This is a genomic window from Streptomyces sp. NPDC111744, assembly GCF_055634995.1.
The window spans coordinates 549,708-564,574 of record NZ_JBVKCG010000003.1; the positions used below are offsets into that span (position 1 = coordinate 549,708).

Annotated in this window: 15 protein-coding genes; 9 read left to right on the forward strand and 6 right to left on the reverse strand. The window is 71.3% G+C overall.

What is annotated here, in order from left to right; translation table 11 throughout:
• Positions 1-53: 53 nt before the first annotated feature.
• Both ACZ7OO_RS09760 and ACZ7OO_RS09765 read left to right on the forward strand, forming a co-directional pair.
• The gene (locus ACZ7OO_RS09760; RefSeq protein WP_471503233.1) at positions 54-1,214 is read left to right on the forward strand and encodes an aldose epimerase family protein; all 1,161 of its coding nucleotides are present in this window, start codon (positions 54-56) and stop codon (positions 1,212-1,214) included.
• A gap of 178 nt (positions 1,215-1,392) precedes the next feature.
• Positions 1,393-3,024: a pyridoxal phosphate-dependent aminotransferase gene (locus ACZ7OO_RS09765; protein WP_471503235.1), complete on the forward strand. Its 1,632-nt coding sequence runs from the start codon at positions 1,393-1,395 to the stop codon at positions 3,022-3,024.
• A 432-nt stretch (positions 3,025-3,456) separates the two neighbouring features.
• On the opposite strand, the gene ACZ7OO_RS09770 is transcribed toward ACZ7OO_RS09765, so the two are convergent.
• Positions 3,457-4,377 carry a UTP--glucose-1-phosphate uridylyltransferase gene (locus tag ACZ7OO_RS09770; protein WP_471503237.1) on the reverse strand — a complete coding sequence of 307 codons (921 nt, stop codon included), beginning with the start codon at positions 4,375-4,377 and terminating at the stop codon, positions 3,457-3,459.
• Positions 4,378-4,514: 137 nt separating this feature from the next.
• Complete coding sequence (locus tag ACZ7OO_RS09775) at positions 4,515-5,147, reverse strand: type III effector protein (RefSeq protein WP_471503239.1); 633 nt, start codon at positions 5,145-5,147, stop codon at positions 4,515-4,517.
• Positions 5,148-5,275: 128 nt separating this feature from the next.
• Between ACZ7OO_RS09775 and ACZ7OO_RS09780 the strand changes: the two genes are divergently transcribed.
• The 4 genes from ACZ7OO_RS09780 to ACZ7OO_RS09795 all read left to right on the forward strand — a co-directional run bounded on the left by ACZ7OO_RS09780 (position 5,276) and on the right by ACZ7OO_RS09795 (position 7,618).
• Positions 5,276-5,707, forward strand: a complete 432-nt coding sequence (locus ACZ7OO_RS09780; RefSeq protein ID WP_471503241.1) for an Hsp20/alpha crystallin family protein — start codon at positions 5,276-5,278, stop codon at positions 5,705-5,707.
• A 99-nt stretch (positions 5,708-5,806) separates the two neighbouring features.
• The gene (locus ACZ7OO_RS09785) at positions 5,807-6,202 is read left to right on the forward strand and encodes a DUF2267 domain-containing protein (RefSeq protein ID WP_471503243.1); all 396 of its coding nucleotides are present in this window, start codon (positions 5,807-5,809) and stop codon (positions 6,200-6,202) included.
• 56 nt (positions 6,203-6,258) lie between these two features.
• Positions 6,259-6,696, forward strand: a complete 438-nt coding sequence (locus ACZ7OO_RS09790) for a DUF2267 domain-containing protein (RefSeq protein WP_471503245.1) — start codon at positions 6,259-6,261, stop codon at positions 6,694-6,696.
• A 163-nt stretch (positions 6,697-6,859) separates the two neighbouring features.
• Positions 6,860-7,618, forward strand: a complete 759-nt coding sequence (locus tag ACZ7OO_RS09795) for an intradiol ring-cleavage dioxygenase (protein WP_471503247.1) — start codon at positions 6,860-6,862, stop codon at positions 7,616-7,618.
• Positions 7,619-7,695: 77 nt separating this feature from the next.
• Here ACZ7OO_RS09795 and ACZ7OO_RS09800 read toward each other — a convergent pair whose 3' ends face one another.
• Together ACZ7OO_RS09800 and ACZ7OO_RS09805 are read right to left on the reverse strand one after the other, a co-directional pair.
• On the reverse strand, positions 7,696-7,923 hold the full coding sequence (locus tag ACZ7OO_RS09800) for an ATP-binding protein (protein WP_471503249.1): 228 nt from the start codon (positions 7,921-7,923) through the stop codon (positions 7,696-7,698).
• 56 nt (positions 7,924-7,979) lie between these two features.
• Entirely contained in the window at positions 7,980-8,879 is a 900-nt protein-coding gene (locus ACZ7OO_RS09805; RefSeq protein WP_471503251.1) for an aminoglycoside phosphotransferase family protein, read from the reverse strand.
• Between the two features lie 104 nt (positions 8,880-8,983).
• Between ACZ7OO_RS09805 and ACZ7OO_RS09810 the strand changes: the two genes are divergently transcribed.
• Both ACZ7OO_RS09810 and ACZ7OO_RS09815 read left to right on the forward strand, forming a co-directional pair.
• Positions 8,984-9,967: a GlxA family transcriptional regulator gene (locus ACZ7OO_RS09810; RefSeq protein ID WP_471503253.1), complete on the forward strand. Its 984-nt coding sequence runs from the start codon at positions 8,984-8,986 to the stop codon at positions 9,965-9,967.
• A 76-nt stretch (positions 9,968-10,043) separates the two neighbouring features.
• Complete coding sequence (locus tag ACZ7OO_RS09815) at positions 10,044-10,391, forward strand: Lrp/AsnC ligand binding domain-containing protein (RefSeq protein WP_471503255.1); 348 nt, start codon at positions 10,044-10,046, stop codon at positions 10,389-10,391.
• 66 nt (positions 10,392-10,457) lie between these two features.
• Here the strand turns inward: ACZ7OO_RS09815 and ACZ7OO_RS09820 are convergent, their stop codons facing one another.
• Positions 10,458-11,114, reverse strand: coding sequence for a DUF4360 domain-containing protein (locus tag ACZ7OO_RS09820; RefSeq protein ID WP_471503257.1), 657 nt, complete (start codon positions 11,112-11,114; stop codon positions 10,458-10,460).
• 223 nt (positions 11,115-11,337) lie between these two features.
• Positions 11,338-11,796 carry an RrF2 family transcriptional regulator gene (locus ACZ7OO_RS09825; protein ID WP_352218698.1) on the reverse strand — a complete coding sequence of 153 codons (459 nt, stop codon included), beginning with the start codon at positions 11,794-11,796 and terminating at the stop codon, positions 11,338-11,340.
• A 73-nt stretch (positions 11,797-11,869) separates the two neighbouring features.
• Here ACZ7OO_RS09825 and ACZ7OO_RS09830 point away from each other — a divergent pair, with 73 nt between their 5' ends.
• The gene (locus ACZ7OO_RS09830; protein ID WP_471503259.1) at positions 11,870-14,860 is read left to right on the forward strand and encodes a glycoside hydrolase family 35 protein; all 2,991 of its coding nucleotides are present in this window, start codon (positions 11,870-11,872) and stop codon (positions 14,858-14,860) included.
• The last annotated feature ends 7 nt before the right edge of the window (positions 14,861-14,867 follow it).

A 14,867-nucleotide genomic window follows, 5' to 3' on the forward strand; every position in this document is an offset into this window, starting at 1 on the left:
TCAGCCAGGGCCCCGCCGGAAGGCGGGGCCCCTCCCTTATGCAGGAGCCGCATATGGAACTGAACAGACGTACGGTCATTGCCGGCGCGGCGGCCGCGGGGCTCGCCGCCACCACCCTCGGCACGGGCAGTGCCGAGGCCGCCACCGGTTCGGGAGGCAGGAAGCCGGTGAAGGAGTCCTTCGGGAAGCTCGCGGACGGCACCAGGATCTATCGCTGGTCCCTGGAGAACGGCGGCACCCGGCTGAAGGTCCTCAACTGGGGCGGTGTCGTCCAGACCCTGGAGATCCCGGACCGGCGCGGCCACTACGCCAACGTGGTCAACGGGTTCGACAACATCGCCGACTACGTTGCCAGTTCGCCGTACTTCGGCGCGCTGATCGGCCGCTACGGCAACCGGATCGGCAAGGGTCAGTTCACCCTGGACGGCAAGAGCTACCAGCTCTCCGTCAACGACGGTGTGAACAGCCTGCACGGCGGCACCCAGGGCTTCGACAAGCACGTCTGGGACGTCGAGCCGTTCACCAGGGGCTCGGACGTCGGCCTCGTCCTGCACTACACCAGCGTCGACGGGGAGATGGGCTACCCGGGCACCCTCAAGGCGACGGTGACGTACACCCTCACCAAGCACGGCGAGTGGATCATCGACTACCGGGCCACCACCGACAAGGCCACGGTCGTCAACCTCACCAGCCATGTGTACTGGAACCTGGCCGGCGAGGGCAGCGGCACCATCGAGGACCACGAGCTGACGATCGCCGCGGGCCGGTACACGCCGACCGACTCGGGGCTGATCCCGACCGGTGAGCTGGCCACCGTCCACGGCACGCCCTTCGACTTCCGCGAGACGAAGACGATCGGGCGGGACATCCGGGCCGGGCACGCGCAGCAGGTGCAGGCCAAGGGGTACGACCACAACTGGGTCCTCGACAAGGGGATCACCGCGAAGCCGGAGCACATCGCGACGCTGCGGGAGCCTCGGTCGGGGCGCACCCTGAAGATCGCGACCGATCAGCCGGGGCTGCAGTTCTACTCCGGGAACTTCCTGGACGGGACGCTGACGGGGACGGGTGGGCGCACCTACCGGCAGGGGGACGCGCTGTGCCTGGAGACCCAGCACTTCCCTGACTCGCCGAACCACGCCGACTTCCCGTCGACGGTGCTGCGTCCTGGGCAGACCTACAAGACCCGGACGATTCACAGCTTCGGGGCCTGAGACAGCGTGGGCGCGACCGGTAAGGGGCTGGTCGCGCCCACGCTCACGCTTCTTTCACATCCGTTGAACAGCGCCACGTGAGACTCCGTACTCAAGGGCGGCCCGTGCTCCCCCGCGCGGGCCACCCAAGACGACGGGCCCGGTCGTCCCCACCGGGCCCGCCTCATACGGAGGTTAAATGGCCGGCAACGTCACCTCGTTGTTCCGCAGCGGCGCGCACAGCCCGTCGATGGCGGCGCTGACCCGTGAGGGGGGCGAGGGGGCCGGTCCCGTTGACTTCTGTATTCCCTGCAACCCGTACTTCCCCACCCCGGCGATGATGGAAACGATGGCGGCCCGGCTGAAGGACATCATCACGTTCTACCCAAGCAGCGCCGACACCATCACCGCCGAGCTGTGCCAGCTCCTCCAGCTCCCGCCGCAGGCCGTGGCCATGGGCAACGGCTCCACCGAGCTGATCACCTGGATCGACCACCTGCTGGTCCGCGAGTCCCTCGCCATCCCCGTCCCCACCTTCGGCCGCTGGACCGACCAGCCGATGGAGACCGGCAAGCGCGTCGACATGTTCCCGCTCCAGGAGTCCAACGGCTTCGCCCTGGACCTCGCGCAGTACGCCGAGTTCATCCGCAAGCGGGGCACCAGGGTCGCCGTCATCTGCAATCCCAACAACCCCGACGGCGGCTTCATCCACAAGCAGGCGCTGGTCCAGTTCATGGACGCCATGGCCGACCTGGACCTGATCGTCATCGACGAGTCGTTCCTGGAGTTCGCCGACGCAGAGGCCGAGCCCAGCGTCGTCCAGGAGGCGATGCTCCGGCCGAACGTCGTCGTGCTGCGCAGCCTCGGCAAGAACTTCGGTCTGCACGGCATCCGCTTCGGCTACATGGTCGCCAACCCCGCGCTGGCCGGCAAGGTCCGCTCGATGCTGCCGAAGTGGAACCTCAACGCGTTCGCCGAGTACGTGGTGTTCTCGCTGAAGGAGCACGGCGCCGAGTACGCGCAGAGCCTGCACCAGGTCCGCAAGGACCGCCTGGAGATGGCCAGCCAGCTCTCCACCCTGCCCGGTCTGACCGTCTACCCCTCACAGGGCAACTTCCTCTTCGTACGGCTTCCCGTCGGTGCCGAGGGCACGGTGGTCCGGGACCGGATGCTCAGCGAGCACCGCATCCTGGTCCGCGAGTGCGGCAACAAGATCGGTTCGTCCAGTCGCTTCCTGAGGCTCGTGGTACGCCCCGAGGTGGACGTGCGTCGCCTGGTGTCCGCCATGGAGCAGGTGCTCTACGGGTCCAGGAGGGGAGCCGCCGTGCCCGAACTGGGCAATGGGACCAGCTACAGCTCGGGTACGGCGGCGGTGGACCGGCTGGTGAGCGAGACCAACGGGGCGGGCATGCAGCTCGCTCAGGCCGTCGGCGCGGGGCCCGTCCCGGGTCTCGCCGCCGCTCCCGCCGCCGGCGTCGGCATGCCGCTCCCCGTCGCCGGTCCGCCGGCCGGGATGCCGATGCCGGCGGCCGCCGGGATGCAGATGCAGCAGCCGATGGGGATGGCGCCGGTGACGCCCATGGCACCGCCGCCGATGACGCCGCCCGCGCCGCCGATGCCGGCGCCCATGCCCATGCAGATGCCTCCGGCGGCTGGGCCGACTCCCCCCGGGGTTCCGGCGCGGGGTGGCCTTACGGCCGCGCAGGTGCGGGGTGCTACCGCCCCCGCCCCCGCCCCCGCCCAGGCGCCGGGGTTGTCTCCGGCGGCTGCGACCGGCTGGCCGAACGCGCAGAGTTGGCCCAACGCGGCGGGGATGGGGCAGGCGGGTTAGGCGCCGCAGGAGGTACGGTGCGTGGCCGGTGCGGCGCCGTCGTGGCTGGTCACGCCCACGCGGCGGTAGCCGCACATCGATACGGCCCCGCGCTCCTCACCGGGCTTCGACCCGGTGGCGCGTCGCCGTCCTGTCCTGGCCGGCGCGTGGCCACCCTGGGACCGGCGGACTGGTGACATTCGTCAGTCAGCGCACTGCTGGTGCCCGCGCAGTGCATGAACGCGCGGCCGCAGACTCGCTCTGTTGCGGGATCGGTCCGGTTCTCGTCAACGCGCATAACGCACGGTGCCCGTCCGCATGATGCGGACGGGCACCGGATGGAGCGCCGGGCAGGCCTTGCACCTGCATCTCCCCACAGGAAGCGGGGCGTCTTTCCTTGGACCACCAACGCAGTACCAGCCACCGGAAGTACGGCGACCGGCTCTGAGACGATCATATCGTATTCGGCGCGTCCGCCAGCTCCTCGTCGAGCCCGCGGACGAGGCCGCGCAGGACAGGCCCGTACTCGGGGTGGGCGAGGGCGAAGGCCATCTGGGCGACGAGGTAGTCGGCCGGGTTGCCGGTGTCGTACCAGCGGCCCTGGATGACCTGCCCGTACACGGCCCGGCTGGCGGCGTAGGCGTTGATGGCGTCGGTCAGGTACACCTCACCGGTCCGGTGCTCGTACCAGCGGCGGGTCTGCTCCCGCAGCTCGTCGACGATGCCGGGGGTGATGACATAACCGCCGATGGCCGCGTACGGGGACGGCGCGTCGGCCGGCGCGGGCTTCTCGACCAGGCCGGTGATGCGCAGCTGGCCGTCACCGAGGTCCTCCTTGACGATGGGCACGCCGTAGCGCTGGGAGTCGGCGGGGTCCATCGGCAGCAGGGCCAGCACCGGGCAGCCGGTCTGCTCGTAGGCGCGGATCAGCTGCTGGGAGCGGGGAACGTCGGCGACGAACACGTCGTCCGGCCAGAGCACCAGGACGGGCTCGTCGCCGAAGGAGCGGGCGGCGTTCAGCACGGGCGTGCCGTTGCCGTACGGGCCGTGCTGGTCGAGGTAGGTGATGTGACCGCGGCGGGCCAGCTCGGCGACCTCCTCGACGGCGTCCGCGTAGGCGGTCTTCCCGTCGGCGCGCAGCTGCTCCACGAGCCCGGGGTTGGGCCGGAAGTGGTCCTGGATCAGGCTCTTGCCGCCCGAGACGACGATGGTGATGTCGGTGATGCCGGAGTCCACCAGTTCCCGCACGGTGTGCTCGATCACCGGTTTGTCGCCGACCGGGAGCATTTCCTTCGGCGTGGCCTTCGTCAGCGGCAGCAGACGGGAGCCGAGTCCGGCGGCGGGGATCACGGCCCTGCGGATCGTCGGGGGCATCAGGTCTCTCTCGGTCGGACGGCACGGGGTACGCCGACGCTACCAACGGGCCCCGCGCCCCTGGGAAACACCGGCCGGACGAAAGCCGTCGTCCGGATGCCGTGGAGGTGAAGCCCAGCTGAAAAGGGAGGGCGGGTTCAGGGGGGTGTGAGGGTGTCGAGTTGTGCGGCGAGGTCGGGGTGGGTGGTGGTCAGGTGGGGGCGGGTGTCGCCGAGGGGGCCGATGAGCTCGGCGGGGTCGTCGTGGGCGAGGGCCGCGTGGAGCCGGCTGAGCGGGTTGCGGGCCGTGACGGGCAGGTCGGTGAGGGCGGTGATCTGGCCGGCGATGCGGCGCAGGTCGGCTGCGTTCTCGCGGGCCCAGTTCGCGGTGGTGCGTTCGGCGGCGCGGCGTTCGCGGGTGGCCTGGACGCGCTGCTCGCCGGTGGTTCCGGCGGGCCCGGGGCGGCCGCGCAGGTAGCGGCGTTCGGCGGCCTGGCGGCTGGCGACGCCGAGAGGGTGGGCGAGGTCGGCCCAGCTGGCTCCCGCGTCGCGGGCGGTTTCGATCAGGCCGGTCTCCCATCCGGCGAGCTGCTCGCGCACCTGCCGCAGCAGCATGAGGGAGGCCAGCGCCTGCTCCGGCCCGGGGCCGGGCGCGTCGGGGCTGTCCGGAGCCTCTCGCCGGGCGTCGCGCAGGGCGTCGTCTATGGCGTGCAGGGCCGCCGCGGCGGCGAGGAACGACGCCGGGCTGTAGTCGTTCGTACTGGTCGTGGACGGCTGGTCGGCGGCGGCCACGGGCACCTCCCTCGTGCTGTCATCACGTCGACGACATTGTGTTTGTCATCCATTGGATGACATGTTACAACGGTGTCAGTGAGGCGCATTGGCAGCAACTGCCTGAACCTGCTGGAGGTGTTTTCACCATGTTGATGCGCACTGACCCCTTCCGTGAGCTGGACCGGCTCGCTCAGCAGCTGATGGGTCCGGGCACCTGGTCCCGCCCGTCGGCGATGCCGATGGACGCCTACCGCGAGGGCGACGAGTACGTGGTGGCCTTCGACCTCCCGGGCGTCGCCGCGGACGCGATCGACATCGACGTCGAGCGGAACATGCTCACCGTCAAGGCCGAGCGGCGGCCGGTCTCGAAGGCCGACGACGTCCAGATGGAACTGTCCGAGCGGCCGCTGGGTGTCTTCTCCCGCCAGCTCGTGCTCGCCGACACCCTGGACACCGAGCACATCAAGGCCGACTACGACGCGGGCGTGCTCACCCTGCGCATCCCGATCGCCGAGCGCGCCAAGCCGCGCAAGATCTCCATCGGCGTCGGATCCGGCCGCAAGGAGATCTCCGGCTGACACCGGCCGGACGCGTGCGGAGGGCGGGCATCCGATCTCCCCCTCATCCCGCTCTCCGCACCCCGTGGACAGTCCGAAGAAGAAGGGGCGACGGCCGAGATGACCCTGCGACACGAAGCGTTCCTCGGCCACGTGAAGGAACGCGGCGAGTACGGCAGTCCGACGGAAGCGGAGCGCGCGGCCCGTGTGGTGCTCGCCCTGCTCGGCGCGCACCTGGTCGGCGGCGTCCGCGCCCAGTTGGCGGCGCGCCTGCCCGAGGAGTTCGCCCTGATCCTGCTCAACCCGTTGCAGAGCGCCGAGCCGCTGTCCCCGGAGCGGTTCGTCCGCGCAACCGCCGCGTGGATCGAAGGCGCCACCGAGCAGACCGCGGCCTGGGACGTCAGCGCCGTGCTGTCCACCGTCGCCGACGCCGCCGGCGAGGACCTGCTCGGCCAGATCCTGCTCCAGCTCCCCGCCGGCTACGACCTGCTCTTCGGCCGCCCCCAGCCCACCTGACCATCACGCACTCCGGTGCCCGAACACCGGCCACAGCAAGAAAGGCAACCACCCCCGTGATCTCCGACCGGCACGCACCGCGCCAGCAGTCGTACGGGACGGCGTACGAGCAGATGCTGGAGAAGGTCCGCTACGAGGGCGCCTACTCCACCCGAGAGCGAGCCGACGAAGTCGTTCGCCTGGTCCTTGCCGGACTGGGGCGCCAGCTGACCGGCGAGGAACGCGTCGACCTGGCCGGCTGCCTGCCCCTGGAAGCCGCACGCGTACTGACCGCGCAGATCCCCAGCACCCAGCCGCTGACCGGCTGGGCCTTCGTCAAGGACCTCGCCGCCCGAACCGGCGCCTCCCTGGCCACCACCCGCTGGGACACCGGCTCCGTCTTCTCCGCCGTCGCCGCCTACGCCGGCCCCACCCTGATCACCCGCGTCCTCCACCAGCTCCCCAACGGCTACGCCCTGCTGTTCGGCCGAGCCGAACTCACCTCGGCCGCGTAGACGGCGACGTGCGCGCTCGGGGGCGGGCGCGACGACCGGTGCGCGTCGCCGTCCGCCCTGCGCCCGCACAGCAACTCACCTGTCTCAATAGGCGACTTGACGGTGGCTCACATTGCCCAACTGACAGCTCGCCGACAGGATCCCTCCCTACGGTGCCGTGTCCATGACAGACACCTCAGATGCCGCCCGCTCCGTCGGGCGCCGAACCGTGCTCGTCGCCACCGGGACGACCGCCGCCGCCCTGGCCGTAGGTGCGGCGCTCTCGACCGAGGCCCCCGCGGCAACCGCCGCCCCTCGCCTCCAACCGGCCGCCGCCGCGGCGGTCTGCACCCTCACGGAGGAGATGACCGAAGGCCCCTACTACCTCGACGGGGCGCTGGTCCGCACCGACATCACCGAGGGCAAGCCGGGCATCGCGCTCAAGCTCGCCCTCACGGTCGTCAACTCCGCCTGCACCGTCATCCCCAACGTCCTGGTGGAACTCTGGCACTGCGACGCGCTCGGCGAGTACTCCGGGTACGTCGGCAACAACGGCCACAACGAGGCCGACGACGGCACCTTCCTGCGCGGCGGCGTGCTCACCAACTCCAGCGGCGTCGCCAACATCACCACCATCTACCCGGGCTGGTACCGGGGCCGCTGCATCCACATCCACGTGAAGGTCCACACGGGCGTCACCCTGACCTCCGACGGCTCCTTCACCGGCGGCAGTACGGTGCACACGGGCCAGCTCTTCATCAACGAGACCATCACCACGGCCGTCGCCAAGGTCTCGCCCTACTCGACCAACACGGTCACCCGCACCACCCTGGCCCAGGACTCCATCTACGACGACGGCGGCGCCTCCTCCGGCCTCATGACCGTCACCGGCTCCACCACCGCCGGCTACACCGGCACGCTCACCCTCGGCGTCACCAGCTAGCCCTCAGGGTCTGCGCCGAAAAGGCAGGTCCACCTCGGCCCGTACGGTCTTGCCCGGTGCGTCGGCGCAGTCCCTGCTCAGCAGCTCCCACCGATGGCCGGCGCGTCCACCAGCACGAGCCCGCGCCCGCCGTCGTCCAGCGGCCCCGGCGGCCGTACGACGCCGGGTGCGGGCGGCCGCCGTTCGGCCCGGGTGTCCGTGACCTCGACCCGCACGCTCCCCGTCACCAGCGAGACCCGCAGCTCGAAGTAGCCTCCGGGACTCCAGGGCCCTGTTGGAGCGGATGCGAGGAGCGCTATGAGCACGTCCGAACTGACTGGTTCAAAAGCAGCTACAGCAGCGGCAGCGATGACCGGCGGGGTCAGAGCTCGTCCAGTACCGCACGGATCACGTGCCGGGCGTTGTGGGCCATCGCGGGGTTGGTGTCCCGGTAGTACGGCAGCGCGATCAGTGCCTGGGAGAGGGTGCGGGCCCGGCCGCGGAGCCAGGTGGGGTCGTCCACGGCCAGTGCCTCGCGGAACGCTTTTCTGCCCTCGGGCGGCAGCAGGTTCCACGCCGGGAACAGGTCGCAGGCCGGGTCGCCCGCCCCCGCGCACCCGAAGTCGATGACGGACGCCAGCCTGCCGCCGGCGACCAGCAGGTTGCCCGGCATCAGGTCGGCGTGCAGCCAAACCGGCGGCCCGTCGCCGTCCGGGGCCCGCAGCGCCTCCTCCCACACGGCGGCCACGGCATCGCAGTCGACGTCCTCCTGCGGGATCCCGCGCAGTTCCTCGATCGCCGCCCGGGTCTCCGCGTCGAGCGAGGAGAGCGGCCCGCCCCGGTGGGCCCGCGGCGCGTCCGGCAGGGTGATGCTACGCATCGCTGTCACGAACGCGGCCAGATCCTCGGCCAGCGGCACGGGCGCGCTCAGGGCGCCCGGTTCGGGAAGCTCCCCCGGAAGCCACCGGTAGACCGACCACGGCCACGGATACCCCTGGGCCGGTTCCCCGGCGCCGAGCACCTCGGGGATGCGGACGGGCAGGTGGGGTGCGAGGCGGGGCAGCCACGCCCGCTCCCTCGACACGTCCTCGGCCCCGCCCTCCACCAGCGGGAGCCGCACGACCATGTCGTCGCCGAGCCGGTACATGGCGTTGACGGTGCCGCCGGAGGGCCAGCGCCGCACCGCCGACCCCGCCCACCGCGGGAACTGCCCGGCGATCAACCGTCGTACAAGGCCGTCGTCGATGGGGTGCGTACCGGGATGCGGCTGTCCTGCACTCATGCGCGTCATCGGACCACCGGGCGCCGACGGGCGTCAAACGCCTTTCCGGTTTCCGGGACGTGACGCGCGGTGGCCACATCGACGGCCGACGATAGAATCGTGCCATGTCCGAGATCGACTTCCTGAAGACCCGGCCCCACCGGGTCGTCGTGCTCGCCCTCGACGGTGTCTACCCCTTCGAGCTGGGCATCCCGAACCGGGTCTTCCCGTGCGTCCCGGGTGCCTACGAGGTGGTGACCTGCGCGGCGACGGACGACCGTACGGTGGCGACCAGCGCCGACTTCACGGTCACCCTCGGGCACGGGCCGGAGGCGCTGGAGAGCGCGGACACCGTGGTCGTACCGCCGTACGACATGGCGCGGATCTCGGACGAGCTGCCCGCGCCGGTGGCCGCCGCGCTCGCGCGGATCCGGCCCGGCGCCCGGATCGTCTCCATCTGCACGGGGGCGTTCACGCTCGCGGCGGCGGGGCTGCTCGACGGGCGGCCCGCGACGACGCACTGGGCGCTGGCCGACCGGTTCCGGCGGATGTTTCCCCATGTCCTCCTGGATCCCGAGGTGCTCTTCATCGACGACGGTGACGTCCTGACCTCCGCGGGCGCCGCCTCCGGTGTCGACGTCTGCCTGCACATCGTCCGCTCCGACCACGGCAGCGCGGTCGCCAACAGCGTGGCCCGGCAGTGTGTCGTACCGCCGTGGCGGGACGGCGGCCAGGCGCAGTACATCGAGCAGCCGGTGCCGGACGAGAGCGCCACCGGGACCGCGGCCACCCGCACCTGGGCCCTGGAGAACCTCGAACGGCCGCTGGCCCTGCGCGAGTTGGCGGAGCACGCCCGGATGAGCCAGCGCACCTTCGCCCGCCGCTTCCAGGACGAGACCGGTGTCAGCCCCGGCCGCTGGCTCATCCAGCAGCGGGTGCACCGGGCCCGCCACCTGCTGGAGACCAGCGACCTGGCGATCGACCGCATCGCCGCGGAGGTCGGCTTCGCCACCGGCACGTCCCTGCGGCAGCACCTGCACGCGGCGATCGGGGTGTCCCCGCAGGCGTACCGGAACACGTTCCGGGCGACGGCGACGGCCCGGGGCTGAGCCCCCCCTGCTTGTCAGGGCGTCCCCGTCACCGCGAGGCGGTGTCGAGCATCCGGTGGGCCTCCATGCGGCAGGCGTGGACCCGGTGGCCGGCGTCGGCGTGCGGGACGTCCGCCGTGGCGGCGAGAGCGAGGGCGAGTTCGGCGCGGCCCTGGCCGAGTCGGCTGCGGGCGGCGATCTCGCCCGGCCGGGCATCCGCACCGAGGCGCTGCTGCTGTGGATGACGGTCGCCCCCGGCGGCCTTGAGGAGACCGGCCGGCGGCTGAGCCGCCATCCACAGGTGCGGTTCGCCTCGGCGACCACCGGCTCGGCCAGCCTGCCGGTGGCCGTCGCGGCGACCGACCTCGACGCGCTCTACGTCTTCCTGAGCGAGACCGTCGGCGCCCTCGGCCACGTCACGACGATCGAGGTCACGCCGACCTGACGGGAGTCCAGCGGACCGGCCTGGTCCGCCCGGTGAGCCTGTGACTCACGCGGCCGCCCGTGACCGCTACTTGGGGCAGTCCTTCCAGGCCAGGTGGTACACGGTGCTGATGTCACCGTCGGTGGAGTCCATGGTCATGAAGCTGACCTTGCCGGGGTTCGCGCTCCCCGCGGCCACCCGCAGCTCCGTGTTGATGTTGAAGTTGCGCTGGACTCCGCAGGGCGCCCAGACCAGTTGGGCCCAGTCGGTGGTGTCGTTGGCCTGCCAGTTGTCGTCGTAGGGGCCCTTGAAGGGGTGGCTCGTGGCGGCCGTGTTGGACGAGCCCTGGAAGTAGTACGAGGCACGCTGGGTACCGGTGGCGCCCTGCTGGAGGGAGGCGAAGCCGCGGTAGTCGGCGCTGGCGATGGCGTACGTGAAGCCCTGCGGCACATGAACGACCAGGTTGAGCTGGCAGTTGCGCCTGAAGGCGGTGGGGTCGGAGTTGCCGCCGGCCTGGGCGAGGTAGTCGCTGTAGGTGACGGTGAAGGCCTCGTTGTCCTGGGAGACGGCGACGGCGGTGGTGCCCTGCGGGCAGCCGGAGCCGTTCACCGTGGCGACGTTGATCACGATCTTGTCCGGCGGCGGGTCGTCGAAGACGGGTGACGACGAGGCCTTGGCCTGAGCGGGCAACCCGGCGGTGAGCAGCGCGGTGAGCGCTCCGCCGAGCAGGAGTCCACGTCTCATGGTCTCTCCAGTTCGGTGATCGAGTGGGGGGTGACACCCTCGGCCGCAGGACCCTCACGCCCTTCATGGTTCGATGCGGTTCACCTTTGAAGGACCTGTGAGTTTCCTGTGAAGACCGGGGCGCTCGCATCGTAGGAACCCCCGCGCCGACCGGTCAGGGCGAACTCCGGCCATTCACAACACCGGATTTCACAGCCCGTCACGAGCACCCTCCAGGGGTCCCCTAGGGGTTCTCCCATGCCGCCGGCTCCGCGGCCAGCGCCCGTACCGGCTCCGGCAGGGCGTCCGCCGCGATGTCCGCCACGGTGACGCCTTCGAGGATCCTGCGGACGTTCGCGCGGAGCGCGATCCACAGGGGCAGGAGCGGCTGGGCGGTGCCGGTGTAGGCCAGACCCGTCGGGCGTTCGCCGCGTACCGAGACGATCGGGCCGTCCACCGCCCGGATGAGGTCGGCCACGGTGATCGCGGACGCGTCGCGGGCCAGCCGGTAGCCGCCGCCCCCGCCGCGCCGGCTGTCGACGATCCCGGCGCGCCGGAGGTCCCCCAGAATGCCCTCCAGGAATTTGTGCGGGATGTCCTGCGCCCCGGCGATCTCCTCCGCCTTGACCGGGCCGTCGTCCTGCCGTACGGCGAGCTCCAGGACCGCCCGTACCGCGTAATCCGCTCGTGCCGAGATCCTCATGCATCCATTGTGGGGCGTACTCCCGTGGACAATGGCCGCACCCGCGCCCCGTAAGATCGCCCGGGAGGATCCCTTGGCACTCAGCAGACGTACTTTCAGTGCCCTCGCAGGCTCGGCCGCGCTCGGTTTCGCCCTGGGCGGCAGCGGCGGGCCCGGGGCGCCCTCGGCGTACGCGGCGCGCACCGTGCCGACCGGCCCGGCCCCCGCCCCGCCCAGCGCCGACGGGCGGCGGCACGCGATCGGCTACGACCACCACTCCCTCGTCATCGACGGCCGGCGGCTCGTCGTCTGGTCCGGCGAACTGCACCCCTTCCGGCTGCCGAGCCCGTCGCTGTGGCGGGACGTGCTGGAGAAGATGCGGGCGCACGGCTACAACACCGTCAGCATCTACGTGGCGTGGAACTACCACTCCCCCGCGCCCGGCACGTTCGACTTCACCGGCGTCCGCGACCTGGACCTGTTCCTGCGCACGGCCGCCGAGACCGGGCTGTACGTCATCCTCCGCCCCGGCCCCTACATCAACGCCGAGGTCGACGCCGGCGGCTTCCCCGGCTGGCTCACCGCCACACGGGGTTCGGCCCGCACCACCGACCCGAGCTACCTCGGGCACGTCGACGCGTGGCTGACGGCCGTCAACCGCATCGTGCGCCGCCACCAGCACACGGACGGCGGCGGGACCGTCCTGCTCTACCAGATCGAGAACGAGTACGACGGCCATGTCGCCGACCCGGCCGGCCCCGCCTACATGTCCCACCTGTACAAGAAGGTGCGGGCGGACGGCATCGACGTCCCCCTCTTCCACAACGACAAGGGCCGCAACGGCTACTGGATCCCCGGCTCCTTCGACACCGGCGGCGAGACCGGGAAGTGGCTGTACGGCTTCGACGGCTACCCGGCCCCCACCCAGACCCCGCCGGACTGGGGCGACTTCGGGACCGGCGGCCTCAAGGGCGGCGCGACCGCCAGCCCCCGTACGCCCGGGTTCGTGCCGGAGTTCGGGGGTGGCTGGTTCGATCCGTGGGGCGGGGTCGAGTTCGGCGGCAAGGGGTACGCCGAGTCCCGGCGCACCCGGGACGCCGCCTACGAACGCCGCTTCTACCTCACCAACCTCGCCAACGGCCTCACCCTCCACAACGTCTACATGACCTACGGCGGCACCACCTGGGGCTGGCTGCCGGCGCCGGTCGTCTACACGTCGTACGACTACGGGGCGGCCATCGACGAGGCCCGCAACGTCACGGCGAAGATCGCGCCGATGCACCAGCTCGGCCACCTCCTCCAACGCGTCCCCGACTTCGCCAAGCTGGAGCGCGCGGCGGACGTCCGCGCGGACGGGCTGAAGACGTACCACCTCACCAACCCGGACACCCAGGCGCATGTGTACGTGCTGCGCAACGACGGCGCGGACGAGGTGACGTCCACGCTGAAGACCCGCAAGCGGGACGGGGGCGACGACATCGAGGTCACCGTCCCGGCCCGCGACGCCCGGCTCATCACCACCGGGCTCTCCCTCGGCAAACGCAAGCTGCGGTACGCCACCGCCCAGCCGATGGCCGTGTTCACCGCCGGCCGGCAGGACATCGCCGTGTTCACCGGCCCGTACGGCGAGATGGCGCACCTGGTCCTCGAGTGCCCGACCGAGCCGTATGTCACCCGCCTCGACCCCGAGGCGGCCTGGGTCTACGACCAGGGCGTCCTGCATGTCACCGCGCCGCTCGGCCAGGGCGGGCTCACCCGGGTCCTGGTCCAGCGCGGCGAGAGCGACACCCCGCTGCTCCTGCTCTTCGCCGACGACGCGACCTCGGTACGGCTGTTCCCGTACGACACCCCGTCCGGCACCCTGCTGGTCTACGGCCCGGCGCTGCTTCGCCACGCCAAGATCAGTGGCGGGACCGTGCAGCTCACCGGGGACACGGTCGCGGAGAGCGGCCTGGAGGTGTGGGGGCCACGCGGGATCACCTCGGTCACCTGGAACGGGCGGCCGGTACGGACCCGGGTGGGCCTCTCGGAGAGCCTGGTCGCCGAGTCGGACCTGGCGGGGGCGCCGAAGCCGGCGCTGCCGGTCCTTGCCGACTGGCGCCGGAAGGCCGAGAACCCCGAAGCGGCGGTGCGCTTCGACGACTCCTCGTGGGTGGCCGCGGACAAGAAGACGTCGTTCAGTACGACGCCCGTCCCGGACGGGCAGCCGGTGCTGTTCGCCGACGACTACGGCTTCCACTACGGGGACGTCTGGTACCGGGCCCGGGTGGACGGCGGCTTCGAGGACCTGGAGTCCATCTCCCTCGCCTACAGCACGGGCACCCAGGGCATGCTGATGGCCTGGCTGGACGGGAAGCCGCTCGGTTCGCACCGGATGCCGGTACCAGACACCAAGACGGTCCGGCAGGGCAGTTGGGCGGCCACGGCCGAGTTCTCCGTCGCCGGGTTGAAGAAGAGGCAGCGCAAGCAACGGCAGCATGTGCTGTCCGTGCTGGTACGGCGGATGCAGCACGACATGGACGGCCGGTCCCTGGACACCCACAAGGTGGCGCGTGGACTGACCGCCGTGACGTTCAAGGGGGCTTCCCCGAAGGTGAGTTGGCGGATCCAGGGGGCCGGCGCCCCGGATCCGGTGCGGGGGCCGCTGAACAACGGCGGGCTCTACGGGGAGCGGGAGGGCTGGCATCTGCCCGGCTTCGCCGACGCGGAGTGGGAGCGGGTCGAACTTCCGCGCGCGGACAGGGGGATGGGCGTCACCTGGTACCGGACCGGCTTCCGGCTGGCCGTACCGGACGGCGTCGACGCGTCGGTGGGGCTGGTGCTGGAGGACGATCCGGCGCGGGCCTATCGGGTGCAGATCTTTCTGAACGGCTGGAACCTGGGGCAGTACATCAACGATGTGGGGCCGCAGCACACGTTCGTGCTGCCTAACGGGATTCTGCGGACTCGGGGCGGTAACTCCTTGGCTCTGGCCGTGCTTTCGGATGGAACGAGTGAGGTCGGGCCGGGGGCGGTACGGCTTGAGTTGCTGGGGAGTGCGGCCGGAGGAGTGCCGGTGGTGGGGGTGGACTCCCCCGGCCGTTAGGTGGCCC